A 14,035-nucleotide genomic window follows, 5' to 3' on the forward strand; every position below is an offset into this window, starting at 1 on the left:
GACTTCGAACAAGGAGGTTTTATGGAAGCGCAAACGCTCTTGCATGCGACGTCGGACTGCAAGTATCACATTGTTTTTGGCAGTAGATACCGCACGAAAAGACTTTGCGGGGATCCGCAAGCATCCCTGGTCGGCCTTATGAGCATTGCGAACGTCTTTGCGGGCATTTTCGAGTGCCTCGACAGCCGGCTTGATCTGTGCGGCGAACACCGCCCCATCGGTCGTCAGCAATACCTGACGAGTGGTGCTACAAAAAGCTGCACACCAAGATCGTCTTCAAGCGCTGCGATTGCTCTTGTGACAGCCGCCGGGGTCAGGTCAAGCTCGCGGGCAACCTGCGCAAAATTGCGCTTTTCCGCAGCCAGCAGAAACGTTTTCAGGACCTTATAGTCATTCATCTCATTATTTCACGAATTGCAATTCATCATCATCGAGTATTGCTAACGAGATTTGTAATCAACGGCGCTCGGGAATGTGTCGATCCGCGGAACGGCTTAAACCGGCCTGGCAAGAACTGCCATGCCGGTTGTTGCCGATGGTTGGCGGTGAGGTAACGTACTTGCCAAGTGCCGTTGACCTTCTAGATGCTGCCTATGCGACCGACACAGATGATCCCAAGAGGGGCCATTGCGAGCATGGAAACCACTTGCAATCAAGACCGATTGGTCTCTTGTGTGCCGTTCAAGTGGGTTCGGGCGATTGATTATTGCGACGCGAGCGGTGCATGGACTTCGGCAATATATCCGCCGGGAAACCGGAGGATCGCAGCCTGCCGCTTGTCCGATAGGTAAGGCTGAACCAGCACGGTCGCGCCAGAGGCGGTTGCCTTCGCGATGGTCGCGCTCAGATCCTTCACCTCGTAGCCGGTTGTCTCATAGCCATAGGGGTAGGGAAGATGCCCATCGGTCACAAGGACCGTCATGTTGCCGAAGTCCGATACGACGCGGACGCGGCGGTAGGTATCATTCGGGCGGCCGATCTCTATGCCAGGCGCTTGGCTGATGTCCGAAACAACCTCTCCATGGGAAAAGGCGAGGAAGTCATGAACGAAGGCGTCGACGGAGTCCTTCGATATATAGACCCTGTTTTCCGGAACCGTGTCGAGGCTCGCATAGTGCGGGGCCTCGGTGTGCCAATAAAGCTGCATGTTGATGCCGCCCGGCCATTGGATGATGGCATCGCGGCCGATCGGATCGGGGAAGGTGTCAACAATGACCGAGGCCCCAGCATTCCTTGCTTGGCGGATCGCTTCGTCCATATCCGTCACGAGATAGCCGGTGCGCTCAAGTCCGAAGGGGTAGGGGATCGGTGTCTTGAACCCAAAAAGTGACACCGCTCCAACGGGAGTTCGGACAAGCTGCGAGGTTGTGCTGCTCGGGGTTGGAGTGACCGTGGTGACGACCTGTTTGGTCGAGGCGCCGCCGAAGGTGGCGACGAAACTACTTGCAAAGGCATCCACATCAACCACTGGGACATAGACGTGGGTGGTGTCGTACTGGGCTCCAACCGCTACGCTACGGTCGGTCGCATGGACTTGTGCAATAGAGGCAGCCAGCAGCGTTGCAGTGGCGGCAGTGAAAAAGAATTTCGATCCAATTGATGGGAAGGTCATTGATATATCCTGACGATTTATAAGGGCAGTTTGATAGGGCTCGTTCCAGATAGCGTTTGTGAAGCGATAATGATGCCGGGCTCCAACCGCCGGCAATTGCAACAATTATCTCGAATGCCTTGTCGAAACTGCAATAATTGGTGGCTGCCAAAGAAGCGCGCCGCCCTTCCACGATTGGCCCGCGGATGGCTTAACTTGAGATTGTGCTTTTCAGATAAATTCACCGTGCCGAGCGGTCATAGTTTTAAAGCCTGAAAAGATAGTGACGGGCAAAAGGGCCTGCGCTGCCGCAGACTGCGAATTGGACAGATCTCAGGCGATGGTGGATTTGAGATACGGGTGCATGGGAGAGAGGTATTCGATACTTTTGTGAAGCCGCTTTAGAAGCATAACTATCTGATCTATCGAGCTTCTTGTATAGGAACTGCGCGTTCATATCTCTATCAAAAGCAGTAAAGTTTCGCAAAACCTAGGCCTTCTAAATTTAAAGATCTAGCCTCTAGTGAGGCTCATCGGCCGGAATATGTAGTGACACGCCCGCTTTTTCGGCTGCTGCTCGCAGTCGCTTGTCTCTGGTCCACAAGGTTGCTTTCTCCAGGAGAACGGATGCCAGCAGATGGGCATCCGTGTAGCCAATACCCATGCTGAAAATGCCGTATCGATCGATCATCGTCATGACTTCGTCCTGCGTGGCGACAACAGCTCCGCGCTGAGCTGCCAAAAAAGCAATGACACTGCCGCGATCTCGAAGGCTGCCAAGGGCCAACTCGCCAATCACGCTCGGATGGCAAAGTAGTCGATCGTCCTCGACTATCCTTCGTAGCTCGCCATCGCCATATCGGAAATGATCAATCCAGATCGAGGTGTCTACCAATATCACTTAACTGCCGTGCTCCGACGACGCGGGGCTGCCTCGGCCTCCGGCATGGTTCCCCCTAGAGCGATGAGGCGTTTTCCTGACTCCACTCGAACCAGCGTCTCCAACGCCTGGCGGACGAGTGCAGCGGTTTCCTTGGTGCCGGTCAATGATCTCGCCCTGTCCATGAGGGCGTCGTCGAGATTGATGGTTGAGCGCATCAGCTGGCCTCCGTGTTAATGACGTCAGAAATAGCACCATTTGGTGATAAAATCTATGCCTGCTTTCGCTTTCATGCACGGAGCGTGGTCTGTGAATGCAAGGTAACGCGATGCTCATCTCCTCGGCGACGATGCGCAGCAGTGCCCCAAAATCCTTATGGTTATGCAGGAAATCAGCTGGCATGCGCGTCCGCTACGAGGCCGTTGAAAAATTTGCGAGTGCGCACCATGCCGTATTCCCTGGCGGCACGGGTGAGGGCACGGCGATCGCCTTGTAGGGCACGTTCTTTCACGCGGGCCAGTACCTGTTCACGATCTTCGGCCAGATGATCGAGATTGTTGACCAGGTCGACCAGCAGGAACTCTTTGGTCAGAGTTTTGGGGAAGGCCGGTTTCTTACGAAACTCGAATTCCCGACCGCCCAGCGTGAAGTTGCCATGGCGCTTATGGTTGTAGACGACGGTCTTGTTATAAAGTTGTGTCGCTCCGACACCCAGGCTGTTATAGGCGTTAGGCGAGGTGACGAGATAACGGTCATCCTTCAGAAAGGCTTCGACGAGAGCAGCATCTTCCGCCGGCGCCTTGCCGAACGCGGTCTGCTTCGGCCGATGATAGACGCCGGTCGATAGTTTGGTCAGGTACCCCTCCGCCAGCAGCTGCTGCAGGTGCCGATCGACAGACGACGACCATTGGGCGAGGTCCTCCCGACGGTAGACCTTGCCGGACCGCAGATGCTTTTTCAGTTCCTGTAACTTCGTCATGGGATAGCTCCTGCACCCAACGTAGCAAAATATGGAGGTGAATGCAATTTTTTCCAAATTTCATGCAAAATTATGCGTGTCCAAGAGACCCAAAGAGCTGATATAATGAAGCTATATAGCAGATTCTTTCTGAAGATCTCCCTGTTGGAACGATGTAAATTCGGAGACAGCCTCACCTTCTGCAAGGTCATGGACGACGCCGACTCCATGCCGTGCCGTGTCAAGCTCTATGTATTGGCTCGCATGGAGTAAAAGAAACTCGAAGGCAAACTCTGATTTGCCAGTTTTCCTGGGGTGGTTTTGGTTCGTATCCCTTCACATCAAGCACTTTTGGCTGAGCCCACAGCTTAACGAAAAGACTTCAGCCCGCCGGCCTCGAGGATTAACAGTGCACGCTTCACTGCGGCTCCCGCTTTCCCAATGCCGCCGCCCATGTTGTGACGTGATCGGCGACGGTGGTAACATGTTCGGCGGCCGTGAGACCGGAGACGGCTTTTCTCGGCCGGAAGCCATGATCCCCATCTTCAAGCCATAGAATTTCGATCATTTTGGAAAGCGTGTAGACCGAAACCTCCTCTTGCGATCCGAATAGATCACGTGTGCCCTGGCAGATGAGGGCCGGGGTTTTCATTTCCGTGAGATGGTCTGTCCGCAAGCTGTCAGGTTTTCCGATGGGATGGAACGGGTAACCCAGGCAGAGCAGTCCGGAGATCTTTCCAGTATCGTAGAGGTCATCCGCGATCATGCTGGCCACGCGACCGCCCATGGATTTCCCCGCGATGACGAGGGTCCCTCGCGCACCGAGTTCATCGATCACAGTTTCATATTCCTGCTTCAGAAGTTCGGCGCGTGGGGGCGGCGACCGTTTTCCGGTGGAACGTCGTCCTGCCATGTAGTCGAACTCGAACCGGACGATCCGCAGGCCCTTATCGACAAATGCGGACGACATGCTTTCCATCCATGTCGTATCCATTGCACCGCCGGCTCCGTGGGCAAGAACGATCGTGATCTTGGCGTCTCCAGGGCCGGTAACGAGAAAGTCATGGGGCATTCAGATTTTCTCTTCGTTCGTGACACTACTGTCATACCGATGCGGGAGCCGCTGTAAAAGACCCGGTCGCAATCCACACAACAATAGCAGGTACCGTCTTGTGCCCCGCGCCTGATGTAACAGCCATCTCCAGTATCCGTCGCACCTTCCCTCGAACGGTCCTGCACATTTTAGGTGGTGGCTGGTCTACCTATGAGGCCTTACTTGCGGAATCCATCGAGGCCTTTGCCATTTCCAGGGCATCCCGAGAGAGCCACTGGTGGGCAGAAATTGCAGCCTGAAGCTCCGGAAGCGTGCGGTTGCCTTCCCTGAACAAGGTGACAACAGTGGCGGCCGCGATTTCGTACTCCGGGGCAGCACGGTCGATACCAGTTGAAGTTCGCCACTCTTCGAGTGCCTGGCTGATGATGTCGAGTTCAACGGACCCGAACGTCGCATTCACAAAGTCTCTCATTGTCTCTCCCAAAAACAAGCGGCAGAGAAATGGGAGCCGTCGTGGTCAATGTCAAAGGGATAACAACGGTCAAATGGCTGTAATCAAATATTTACCATGACTTGCGAGTTTTACGACGCCACGCAGTTGGATACTCGGCAATTGGGCAGGTGTTGGTTTTGCGTCACCTGCCCAGCGGGCCTGAACGTTCTCAAAGCCCGGACGCCCGCCGCTAGCGGCGCCGCGTCTCTACTAGCTTTGACAGGTGCAATCAGTGGTTACCTATGGCGCGCGACAATCCCGATCACTACCTCATCAAGATGACCAAGAGCCTTCGGGGTGGCCGGATCTTCCTCGATTATCTCCGCAACGATCGCATGGCGATCGCCGTCGCACCGCTTTCACCGAGGGCTCGTCCTGGCGCCACCGTCTCGATGCCTATCACCTGGACGCAGGTAAAGGCCGATCTCGACCCGAAGCGGTTTACGATCCGGACGGTGCCGGCACTGCTTGCCAAGAGCTCGTCCTGGCAGGATTATTGTGACGGCGAGCGGCCGCTTGAGCAGGCGATTTAGCGCCTCAGGAAATTAAAGCGTGCGGCGTGACCTCGCAAAGCCATCTTCAGGCGATGTCATATGGACGAAGCAACAAAAGACAGGGCCGAACCACGCCCGCGCGAAGGGTCAACCACCGACTTGCCGCATGATCGGATAACGGTGGAACGCTTTCGCCAGGCGTTCCCGCGCGCGGTGGAGCGACAGGCTCAATGCCTGGTTCGTGCCCGGCCGCACCGCCCAAAAGCGTATCGGCCGCTGGTTCGCAGAGATCGAGGCCGAGGCAGACAGGTTCGCCGACGAGAAGGGCAGGGATGCTTATACCTTTGAGCCAATTGAAAGCCCGTATCTGGAGGCGGCGTCCGCGGCTTTCCAGATTACGACACCTTACTCACGGGCCGTTATTGACGAAATCCGCGAGATTCCGCATGCCCGCTGGGATGCCGACCGCCGCCTCTGGACGGTGCCATACCGCTCGTTTGCAGACCTGCGACAGCGTTGGCCGGTCATAGAGGCAGCCGCCCAGCGCAGCGAGCCGGCCGCACGGCGCGCAAGGCGTGAGGCGATCAAAGGGACGGAGGAAGAAGAGGCGTCCAAAGGCAGGATGCGGGAGCGCCGGCGCACGCGATATCCGGTTCCCGCCGACGATCCGCCGCCCTTCGATCGCGCGATCAGCACGCATATCGGGGTCGTTTTCTTTATCAGGACAGAGGGTGAACTCGCGGATCCCGCGGCAGTCACCGCCTTCTACTTTGCTGCGGCGGATGGCGAGGATTATGTCTGGGCATCGTGGTGGCGCGGCACGCTGGAAAAACTAGTGACGACGTGGCCGGCGCGTGCGCCTCCGGAGCAAAGCGAGCGCGATCGCGGCTGGTGGATACCGACGCTGGAAGAGCTGCGCATCGCCCGGCGCGAGGCGAGATCCAGGCGGCGGGCCAAAGAGCGCAAGGAACAGGACAAGCCTTCCAGTGAAAGACCAGCGGACAGCGTTTGAGGAATTCCGCCACTTGCCGCCGATCGCGCCCCGCGAACTCCTCGGCTTGTGGGAAGGGCGCGGCATACCGGCGAACCATCCATTCGACGGCGTGCTCGAAAATCTCGACTGGTACGGCAAGCGCTTCAGAGCCGATATGCGCGCTGATGCCCTGCTGTTTCGCTGCGACGAACACCGGCTCATGGCCATTGACCCGAAATATATACCGCTTCACTGGGCGCTGCGTTTCCATCAATTCGGCCGGACTCGTATGGCGGCAAACCTGTTTTCTTATCTTCTGCGCCGGCTTCGCGCGAACGGGCCGGTCGCAACCCTGAAAACCCTGGCGTTTGACGGTGTCGAAAGCGCCGCTATGGTCTATGACCGTCAACCGATCGTCGATTATTTTCGCCGGCTCGATGAGCTGAGGCTCGTGGGCGCGATGACGATCAGGGGCGACCAGCGGATCTATTTCTTCGAGCTTCAGCGCGTTGACGAGCCTTGAAAACCGCATCACCTGTCGTCCACCACTCGTCTTGATGATCCCCTTCGCGCGCAGCCTGCTTGCCGCGCGCGGTCGTCTCAGTGGAACAAGGCGCTCCACACATGGTTGAGCGCCCTGTCAATCTAGTCGGTTGGTCTGTAACTCATGTCGAACACTGCGGCATTGTCCTGCACCTCCGGTAACGAAGGGAGCCGCTGCGCACGAAAGCTCCCCCTGTAGTGTTTAATCGCGATGCTCGGGCATTGCCTTCAGCTGGTCCTTTGTCCACCAAGTCACACCATGGATCTCGCCGCTTTCGTCGCGCATGAAATCGAGATCGGTCACTCGAACGGATACCGGCTTTGCACCGATACCAAGGAATCCGCCAACATCGATCACGACGCTGCCGCCGGTGCTGGCTCCATGCACGTGATCAACCGTGCCAACCTTGGAGTCATCGGCATCATAGATCGACGCGCCTTCCAGATTGGCTTGAGTGAGTTCTTCTTCGGTCAGTCGTATATGGTTGCTGTGATCCATGAGTTATTCCTCCTTTAGTTTCGGATGTAATGTCGATTAGCGAAGTAGTCGGCCTTGCGTTCCTGTGTCCCGTGTATCTGGATTGATCACGTGGCTTGATCTTTCTTTTCCGTTCATCAAAAGAACGAACGGCGATGCGAATGCTTTGTTCCGGGGTCACAACTTTAGAGATCGATCCTTATGGCCGGGCGTCTTCCAGCGTGTCGGCCGGAATGAAACAGCAAGAGAAATTGGCGGATCATGAAGCCGACGCCGCCGTCATTGAGCCAGTGACCCCGAGCCAGCTCGTTCGTACACGTCAAAATCAGGTCGAAGCTTTGCCCGCCTGGCTTGACGAGTTGCAACAGGCGGGCGCGATCCACAGCTCGGATATCGCGCTGCCCGGTTGGTATTTATCCCTCACCGATCGTTTACCGGGAAGGGCTCGCGCCACGCTTCAAGCTCGTTCAATCGATCGTGCCACTGTATGATGTGGCCAAATTCATCGAGCGGTAGTTGCGACGAAGCAGCATAGGGCAGCGCCGCCGCCAGTGCGAAATCGGCAACGCTCACCTTCTCTGCGACGACATAGCGGCGGTCGGCCAGATGTTCATTCAGCACACGAGCATAAAGCCTAAGATTGTTTTCGGCATCTTCCACGGCTTTCCGATCGGGCACCTGCCCGAAGAGCGGCTTGATCTCCTTTTCGAACCAGAGTGCTGCGCCGTACCGCGTGAAATGATTGGCGTCCCAGCTCAACCAGCGCATCACATCGATCTGGCGGTCGTCATGAGGCCAGAAGTCCGACCCGACGATGTCGGAAAGGCGACACATGATCGCGTTTGCTTCCCAAAGGATTTTCTCTCCGTCCTGCAAAACCGGAACCTTGCCATTCGGGTTGAGGGCCAGAAATTCCGCTGTCTTCTGTTCTCCCCGCCCAAGATCGACCCGGACGAACTCGACGTCTGCATTCAGAAACCGGGCGGCCGCACAGGCCTTTCTCGGATTGAGTGTTTCGCAGTAAAAGAGTTTCGTCAGCGCCGTCATGGTTTGCTCGCTCCATTGAAATCGGTGTCCAGGAACTGTGCCAACCGCTCAAAGCTCTCGGTCCAACCACCTTCGTGACCGTCTCGAGAGGCGACGCTCTCGAAGAATGCCTGGTGGAATCTCATCTGAGTAGCACCGTCGGCTCCTGGCACGATGCCTTGAAATTGCCGTCACCCCGAGATCGAAGTCGAGCCGCCGTCATTGCCATCAGCCGCCGAGGCACACATATTTTTGTGTATCCAGATCGATTGTTAAAACGCCATAGGAGTAAACATGGGCCGCCTTTCAAACATGGTCGCCGTCGTAACTGGCGGCGGCAGAGGAATAGGTCGAGAGATCGCTCTACAGCAGGCTAGGGAAGGGGCGAAGGTCGCCGTGCTGGCGCGAACGGCCACCGAGATTGAGGAAACAGTCTCTCTCATTGACGAAGCGGGCGGTGAAGCGATCGCTGTCTCGACGGACTTGATTGACCTTGCCGCCGTTGAAAGTGCCTTTGCTCGCGTTGCGAGCGAGTTTGGCCCGATCGACATTCTCATCAACAACCACGGCTCATTTCAGGGCTTTGGTCCTATTTGGGACTGTGATCCCCTTGTTTGGTGGCGGGATGTCGAGATCAATCTTCGTGGCACATTCAACACTTGCCGCACGGCCGCCCCTATGATGTTGGCGCAGGGCAGCGGCCGGATCGTAAACCTCGTTGGTGGCGGAACGGGCAACAGCTTTCCTCACGGCTCTGGCTACGCGTCCAGCAAGGCCGCCATCATGCGTTTCACCGAGTGTCTGAACGACACAACCATTGGCAACGACGTGCGCGCCTTCGCCGTCGATCCCGGTCTTGTTCGCACTGCGATGACCGAGTTGCAGCTATCGTCGGAGGCCGGGAAAACCTACTTGCCCGGGATCCAGAAGCTTTTTGAGGATGGTGTCAACATCGAACCGTCACGGGCTGCACTCTTGATTGCCGACATCGCTGCCGGACGTTTCGATACTCTAGCTGGCCGTCTCTTGCGCGGTGTCGATGATCGCGATGCGCTAGCAGAGGAGATGGATGCGATAGTCGCGGCAGACGGCAGAGCATTGCGTTTTAGCTCCGTCGAACAAGCTAAGCTCTGAAGATATTCTTGGAGGCTGGAGAGCCCCGTTTGTAGAGTGCCTGAATGAACAGGCGCCGCCGATGGAACCGCTACACTATCCGTCCGTAAATTCATGTCCGCGGGTTCGCACCGCCGTGCTCTCGCATATGAGCCTCGCGATCGCCTCCGACTGGATGTTTGCGCCGGAACTGGCTGATGGCGCGGTGCAGCGCGTCCTAGAAGACTGGAACTTCCGACGATTGATCTTTGGGCGGTGTTCGCCACCGGCAGGCTGGCAAGTGCAAAGGCACGCGCGTTCGCCGATTTCGCGGGATCGATCGTTGCTGCGCAAAGCATATAGTCCTGGTGGTTGACTTGGTCACCGCGGTCGGCCGGAACTTCTTGAATCGGCGTTCGTTTTCCGGTGACCGAATTACTAGAAGGACTCCAAATGGCAACCACATCCCGAGGCAGAGCGCAGGATCGCGCCAAAGTCGCGGCCGGACAGGATCATGAAGTTCGCTACGAGGCGACGAAGGAAGGTGTTTCGAAGGACACGGTGAAGAAGGCCGTGAAGAGCGCCGGTAATTCTCGCAAGAAGGTTGAAGCGGAATCGCCCGAAACTAGATCGTGAAGCTCGCCACCTATAACGTCAACGGTGTCAACGGCCGGTTGGAAGTCCTCCTCAGATGGTTGGATGAGGCCGTGCCGGACGTCGTCTGCCTGCAGGAGCTGAAAGCGCCGCAGGAAAAGTTTCCAATCAAGGCGATCGAAGCAGCCGGTTATGGTGCCGTCTGGCAGGGTCAGAAGTCCTGGAACGGCGTCGCGATCCTTGTCAGAGGTCAGGAGCCTCACCTCACGAGAAAAGCTCTGCCCGGCGAACCGGAAGACGAACACAGCCGCTACATCGAGGCGATCGTCGACGGGATCGTCATCGGCGGGCTCTATCTCCCCAACGGCAATCCATATCCCGGCCCGAAATTCGATTACAAACTCCGCTGGTTCAAGAGGCTGCATGACTATGCGGCGGAGCTGCTCGAGCTTGAAGTCCCGGTTATACTCGCGGGCGACTACAATGTCATGCCGACCGAACTCGACGTCTACAAGCCGGAACGCTGGATGAACGACGCACTGTTCCGCGTAGAAGTCCGGGAGGCCTTTAGGAAACTCGTCGATCAGGGCTGGACGGATGCTCTGCGCCACCTGCATCCGGACGAACAAATCTACACGTTCTGGGACTATTTTCGCAATGCCTACGCGCGCGACGCCGGGTTGCGGATCGACCATTTCTTGCTGAGTTCCGAAGCCGCGGTAAGGCTGTCGAAGGCGGAGGTCGACAAGCACGTGCGCGGGTGGGAGCACACGAGCGACCATGCCCCGGTCTGGATAGAGCTGCAGCAAGAGCCGCTGAAGAAACGGAAGACGAAGTGATAGGTGCCCGGTTGAAGGACCAACGGGATACAGCAGACTGCCTTTCCACCGGTTCGCCAGACTTCGATACGATCGATGATCCATAGGGTTCACGCGCCAGAATGATCAATGCATCGCCCGGCAGTGGTCGAGCAAGATGCCTTGCCTCTTCCCATGGCGCCCGCATCCAGATTTCAGTTTCTTCCTTTGTCTGCAGCAGGACCGGCTTGGCCTTCTCATGGACCGGCTTGACGAGATCGTTCGGGTCGATGGTGTCGTTTTGTATCTAATTGTAAGAATGCTGCCGCTGAATCACATTACTGCACGGCAAGCATCGGGTAGTTCGAGTCCCCTTCCGCCTTGGTTGATAAAACGTCGGGTAATTGGGACCGTCTCGTATCAAAAGCCTTGATTAATTAGCCACGGTCATAAGCCCATGCGAATTGCCGCGCCTAATCGAACGATGGTAATCGCGCTATATTCAACGGGGCTCGTGACTGCGAAAGTGGAACGCCGAGATCATTGCAGTTTGAGGCTCCGACGAAAACAAGTCCGCCTCGGCCGTCTGCAGGAGTATCGGCGACTTCCATAGGCTTCCGTCCAGCGAATACGGTTGTTGACTGGCGAATAATTAATGAGGAATGGCCATGAACTGGTCACAGGATGAGCTTGCGAAAATCGACCAGGCGGACGATCTGAAGATCGCACCATTTCGCGAGGATGGCGCCACCTACGGCACTCCGACATGGATCTGGGAGGTCGTGGTTGATGGCAGTCTCTATGTGCGTGGCTACCATGGCCAGAAGTCGCGCTGGTACCAGGCCGCGCTTCATCAGAAAGCCGGCCGGATTATTGCCGCCGGCATGACGCGGGAAGTCGCCTTCGAGCCGGTCGACGGGCCGATCAACGACGGCATCGACGATGCCTATCGCGCAAAATACGGCAACAGCCCGTATCTGGCGCCCATGACTAGCGCCCGGGCACGCGCGGCGACCATGAGGATCGACCCCCAGGAGAAACGCTGAGGGCGAGGTCGGGTTGATGATGTCGGCCGTCCAACACCACTCCATAGAGGGAGACACAACATGATTAAGCGCAAACTGGGGCAAGGTCTCGAGGTTTCCGCTCTGTCGCTGGGCGCCATGGGTTACGGCAAAGCGCGCGAGCTGCCCGATCGAGCGGAAATAATCGCGCTTATCCGAACCGCGGTCGAACGCGGTATGGATTTTTTCGACACCGCCGAGGTCTACGGCCCTTGGACCAATGAGGAGATGGTAGGCGAGGCGCTTGCCCCCGTCCGCGACAAGGTCAAGATCGCAACGAAATTCGGCTGGGATATCGACCAGGAAACCGGCCGGCATCGCGGTGGAGTCAACAGCAGGCCGGCGCAGATACGCAGCTCCGTCGAAGGAAGCCTGAAACGGCTACGCACCGACCATATCGATCTTTATTACCAGCATCGGGTCGACCCGGACGTGCCGATGGAAGATGTCGCCGGTACGGTGAAGGACCTGATCGCCGAGGGCAAGGTGCTGTGGTTTGGCCTGTCGGAAGCCGGCGCACAGTCCATTCGCCGGGCACATGCAGTGCAGCCGGTTGCCGCACTGCAGAGCGAATATTCGCTCTGGACCCGCGAACCGGAAGAGGAAATCATTCCGACGATCGAGGAACTCGGTATCGGGCTCGTTCCGTTCAGCCCGCTGGGCAAGGGATTTCTAACCGGAAAAATCGACGTCAGCACCACATTCGATAGCTCCGATATCCGCGGCGACATACCGCGCTTCTCCGAGGAGGCGCGCATTGCCAACCAGAAGCTGATCGACCTGATCCGCAAGATCGGCGAGAAGCATGCTGCGACACCGGCGCAGGTTGCGCTTGCCTGGCTTTTGGCGCGGAAACCCTGGATTGTTCCTCTGTTCGGGACGCGTAAGCTGGAGCGGTTTGAGGAGAACATCGGCGCGTTGAACATCGCTCTGGATAAGTCCGATCTCGACGAGATCGAAAAGGCCAATATCGTGATCCAGGGCGCCCGCTATCCCGAAGCCATGCTGCGCCGTTCGGGGCTCTAGGCATCCTTGGTCTGAATGTCGAGCCGCCTCAGTCAAACATATGGCGTTCACTACGAGTATCGCAACGCGCCGCCAAAGCCGTGTTCACGCGGATGGAGGCGCGTCCGATGCGAGGCTCGACAACAATCGAATTGAAAGGAATATCCATGAAACGGATCTTGGCGGTCACGGCGATCTCGCTCACCATGGGTGAGCCCGTCTTCGCTCAGGAAGGTGCGGGAGGTGGAGGTATGCCGGAAAGGGCTTCGTCGCTGTCGGTCAGCGACATCCGCTCCGTATCGCCGGTTCTTGCCCGCTATGCGGAAGAAGACGTGATCGGACACTTATGGCGGCGGCCACAGCTCTCGCGGCGCGACCGCAGCATCGTCACGCTCTCCGTGCTGATCGCGCGAAACCAGACCATCGACCTCAAGCACTATGCAAATGTCGCTCTCGATAACGGCGTCACCCCAGGTGAAGTCTCTGAGATCATAACTCATCTTGCCTTCTACTCAGGTTGGTCGAACGCCATGTCGGCGATCGCCGTGACGAAGGAGGTGTTTGCCACACGAAACATCGCGGCCGATCAACTCCCTGCCGCCTCGCCACACTTGCTGCCTTTGAATAAAGAGATGGAGCAGCGGCGCGCCGAGGCGGTCGAGAAAAATGTTGGACAGATCTCGCCAGGACTGGTGCTCTTTACCGCCGACCCGCTGTTTCGTGATCTTTGGCAGCGGCCGGGTCTTGCACCACGAGACCGGAGCCTTGTGACTGTGAGTTCGCTGATCGCCTCTGGGCAGAGTGCCCAAATTATCTACCACCTCAACCGCGCTATGGATAACGGCCTCACTGCCGAAGAAGCCGGAGAAATCGTGGCTCAAACGGCCTTCTATGCCGGATGGCCGAACGCATTTTCCGCTTCGACCGTTGTCGGCGAGGTCCTGCGCAACCGGATGAAATAAATTCCGAAGTGGTGGCCGCCGGCAAGCACGG

General features: G+C 57.3%; 15 protein-coding genes and 4 pseudogenes. 9 read left to right on the forward strand and 10 right to left on the reverse strand.

Annotated features, from left to right (window positions below):
• Window positions 1–96: 96 nt before the first annotated feature.
• From AC13QE_RS26325 to AC13QE_RS26355, 7 genes and pseudogenes are all read right to left on the reverse strand, one after another.
• Window positions 97–398 (reverse strand): annotated as a pseudogene (locus tag AC13QE_RS26325) (LysR family transcriptional regulator); the annotation flags it as partial.
• Window positions 399–703: 305 nt separating this feature from the next.
• The gene (locus tag AC13QE_RS26330; protein WP_488485920.1) at window positions 704–1,612 is read right to left on the reverse strand and encodes a glyoxalase; all 909 of its coding nucleotides are present in this window, start codon (window positions 1,610–1,612) and stop codon (window positions 704–706) included.
• A 499-nt stretch (window positions 1,613–2,111) separates the two neighbouring features.
• Window positions 2,112–2,492: a type II toxin-antitoxin system VapC family toxin gene (locus AC13QE_RS26335; protein WP_488485921.1), complete on the reverse strand. Its 381-nt coding sequence runs from the start codon at window positions 2,490–2,492 to the stop codon at window positions 2,112–2,114.
• Entirely contained in the window at window positions 2,489–2,689 is a 201-nt protein-coding gene (locus tag AC13QE_RS26340; protein ID WP_113354669.1) for a type II toxin-antitoxin system VapB family antitoxin, read from the reverse strand. Before AC13QE_RS26340 ends, AC13QE_RS26335 begins: the two co-directional genes overlap by 4 nt.
• Before the next feature lie 173 nt (window positions 2,690–2,862).
• Window positions 2,863–3,450: a DUF6088 family protein gene (locus tag AC13QE_RS26345; RefSeq protein ID WP_488485922.1), complete on the reverse strand. Its 588-nt coding sequence runs from the start codon at window positions 3,448–3,450 to the stop codon at window positions 2,863–2,865.
• Window positions 3,451–3,847: 397 nt separating this feature from the next.
• Complete coding sequence (locus tag AC13QE_RS26350) at window positions 3,848–4,501, reverse strand: alpha/beta family hydrolase (RefSeq protein WP_488485923.1); 654 nt, start codon at window positions 4,499–4,501, stop codon at window positions 3,848–3,850.
• A gap of 190 nt (window positions 4,502–4,691) precedes the next feature.
• The gene (locus tag AC13QE_RS26355) at window positions 4,692–4,955 is read right to left on the reverse strand and encodes a hypothetical protein (RefSeq protein ID WP_488485924.1); all 264 of its coding nucleotides are present in this window, start codon (window positions 4,953–4,955) and stop codon (window positions 4,692–4,694) included.
• 263 nt (window positions 4,956–5,218) lie between these two features.
• Here AC13QE_RS26355 and ligD point away from each other — a divergent pair.
• The 3 genes and pseudogenes from ligD to AC13QE_RS26370 form a co-directional block, all read left to right on the forward strand.
• Window positions 5,219–5,509 (forward strand): annotated as a pseudogene (gene ligD / locus AC13QE_RS26360) (non-homologous end-joining DNA ligase LigD); the annotation flags it as partial.
• A gap of 60 nt (window positions 5,510–5,569) precedes the next feature.
• Window positions 5,570–6,482, forward strand: a pseudogene (locus tag AC13QE_RS26365) (hypothetical protein).
• Window positions 6,457–6,966 (forward strand): DUF4334 domain-containing protein, encoded by a 510-nt coding sequence (locus AC13QE_RS26370; protein ID WP_488485925.1) that lies wholly within the window; start codon window positions 6,457–6,459, stop codon window positions 6,964–6,966. Before AC13QE_RS26365 ends, AC13QE_RS26370 begins: the two are co-directional and overlap by 26 nt.
• Window positions 6,967–7,188: 222 nt before the next feature.
• On the opposite strand, the gene AC13QE_RS26375 is transcribed toward AC13QE_RS26370, so the two are convergent.
• Both AC13QE_RS26375 and AC13QE_RS26380 read right to left on the reverse strand, forming a co-directional pair.
• Window positions 7,189–7,485, reverse strand: a complete 297-nt coding sequence (locus AC13QE_RS26375; RefSeq protein ID WP_488485926.1) for a PRC-barrel domain-containing protein — start codon at window positions 7,483–7,485, stop codon at window positions 7,189–7,191.
• Window positions 7,486–7,884: 399 nt separating this feature from the next.
• Entirely contained in the window at window positions 7,885–8,511 is a 627-nt protein-coding gene (locus tag AC13QE_RS26380) for a glutathione S-transferase family protein (RefSeq protein WP_488485927.1), read from the reverse strand.
• A 273-nt stretch (window positions 8,512–8,784) separates the two neighbouring features.
• Here AC13QE_RS26380 and AC13QE_RS26385 point away from each other — a divergent pair, with 273 nt between their 5' ends.
• From AC13QE_RS26385 to xth, 3 genes are all read left to right on the forward strand, one after another.
• A complete protein-coding gene (locus AC13QE_RS26385; RefSeq protein ID WP_488485928.1) occupies window positions 8,785–9,624 on the forward strand; it encodes an SDR family NAD(P)-dependent oxidoreductase in 840 nt (279 codons plus the stop codon).
• A gap of 411 nt (window positions 9,625–10,035) precedes the next feature.
• Entirely contained in the window at window positions 10,036–10,218 is a 183-nt protein-coding gene (locus AC13QE_RS26390) for a DUF3606 domain-containing protein (protein WP_488485929.1), read from the forward strand.
• Window positions 10,215–11,015 carry an exodeoxyribonuclease III gene (gene xth / locus AC13QE_RS26395; RefSeq protein ID WP_488485930.1) on the forward strand — a complete coding sequence of 267 codons (801 nt, stop codon included), beginning with the start codon at window positions 10,215–10,217 and terminating at the stop codon, window positions 11,013–11,015. The genes AC13QE_RS26390 and xth overlap by 4 nt, the downstream gene beginning before the upstream one ends.
• Before the next feature lie 34 nt (window positions 11,016–11,049).
• Here the strand turns inward: xth and AC13QE_RS26400 are convergent.
• A pseudogene (locus AC13QE_RS26400) lies at window positions 11,050–11,268 on the reverse strand (SOS response-associated peptidase); the annotation flags it as partial.
• A gap of 373 nt (window positions 11,269–11,641) precedes the next feature.
• On the opposite strand from AC13QE_RS26400, the gene AC13QE_RS26405 reads away from it, so the two are divergent.
• The 3 genes from AC13QE_RS26405 to AC13QE_RS26415 all read left to right on the forward strand — a co-directional run bounded on the left by AC13QE_RS26405 (window position 11,642) and on the right by AC13QE_RS26415 (window position 14,004).
• Window positions 11,642–12,019 (forward strand): DUF2255 family protein, encoded by a 378-nt coding sequence (locus AC13QE_RS26405; protein WP_488485931.1) that lies wholly within the window; start codon window positions 11,642–11,644, stop codon window positions 12,017–12,019.
• Window positions 12,020–12,079: 60 nt separating this feature from the next.
• On the forward strand, window positions 12,080–13,063 hold the full coding sequence (locus AC13QE_RS26410) for an aldo/keto reductase (protein ID WP_488485932.1): 984 nt from the start codon (window positions 12,080–12,082) through the stop codon (window positions 13,061–13,063).
• A gap of 146 nt (window positions 13,064–13,209) precedes the next feature.
• Window positions 13,210–14,004 (forward strand): carboxymuconolactone decarboxylase family protein, encoded by a 795-nt coding sequence (locus AC13QE_RS26415; RefSeq protein ID WP_488486013.1) that lies wholly within the window; start codon window positions 13,210–13,212, stop codon window positions 14,002–14,004.
• Window positions 14,005–14,035: the final 31 nt, after the last annotated feature.

The organism is Martinezella sp. CNPSo 3957, from assembly GCF_057784395.1.

Bases quoted from the DNA above. Each gene is read 5' to 3' on its own strand.
- AC13QE_RS26330 (WP_488485920.1), bottom strand. From the start codon at position 1,612: ATGACCTTCCCATCAATTGGATCGAAATTCTTTTTCACTGCCGCCACT.
- AC13QE_RS26415 (WP_488486013.1), top strand. From the start codon at position 13,210: ATGAAACGGATCTTGGCGGTCACGGCGATCTCGCTCACCATGGGTGAG.
- AC13QE_RS26380 (WP_488485927.1), bottom strand. From the start codon at position 8,511: ATGACGGCGCTGACGAAACTCTTTTACTGCGAAACACTCAATCCGAGA.
- AC13QE_RS26390 (WP_488485929.1), top strand. From the start codon at position 10,036: ATGGCAACCACATCCCGAGGCAGAGCGCAGGATCGCGCCAAAGTCGCG.
- AC13QE_RS26405 (WP_488485931.1), top strand. From the start codon at position 11,642: ATGAACTGGTCACAGGATGAGCTTGCGAAAATCGACCAGGCGGACGAT.
- AC13QE_RS26340 (WP_113354669.1), bottom strand. From the start codon at position 2,689: ATGCGCTCAACCATCAATCTCGACGACGCCCTCATGGACAGGGCGAGA.
- AC13QE_RS26375 (WP_488485926.1), bottom strand. From the start codon at position 7,485: ATGGATCACAGCAACCATATACGACTGACCGAAGAAGAACTCACTCAA.
- AC13QE_RS26345 (WP_488485922.1), bottom strand. From the start codon at position 3,450: ATGACGAAGTTACAGGAACTGAAAAAGCATCTGCGGTCCGGCAAGGTC.
- AC13QE_RS26355 (WP_488485924.1), bottom strand. From the start codon at position 4,955: ATGAGAGACTTTGTGAATGCGACGTTCGGGTCCGTTGAACTCGACATC.
- AC13QE_RS26410 (WP_488485932.1), top strand. From the start codon at position 12,080: ATGATTAAGCGCAAACTGGGGCAAGGTCTCGAGGTTTCCGCTCTGTCG.
- AC13QE_RS26385 (WP_488485928.1), top strand. From the start codon at position 8,785: ATGGGCCGCCTTTCAAACATGGTCGCCGTCGTAACTGGCGGCGGCAGA.
- AC13QE_RS26350 (WP_488485923.1), bottom strand. From the start codon at position 4,501: ATGCCCCATGACTTTCTCGTTACCGGCCCTGGAGACGCCAAGATCACG.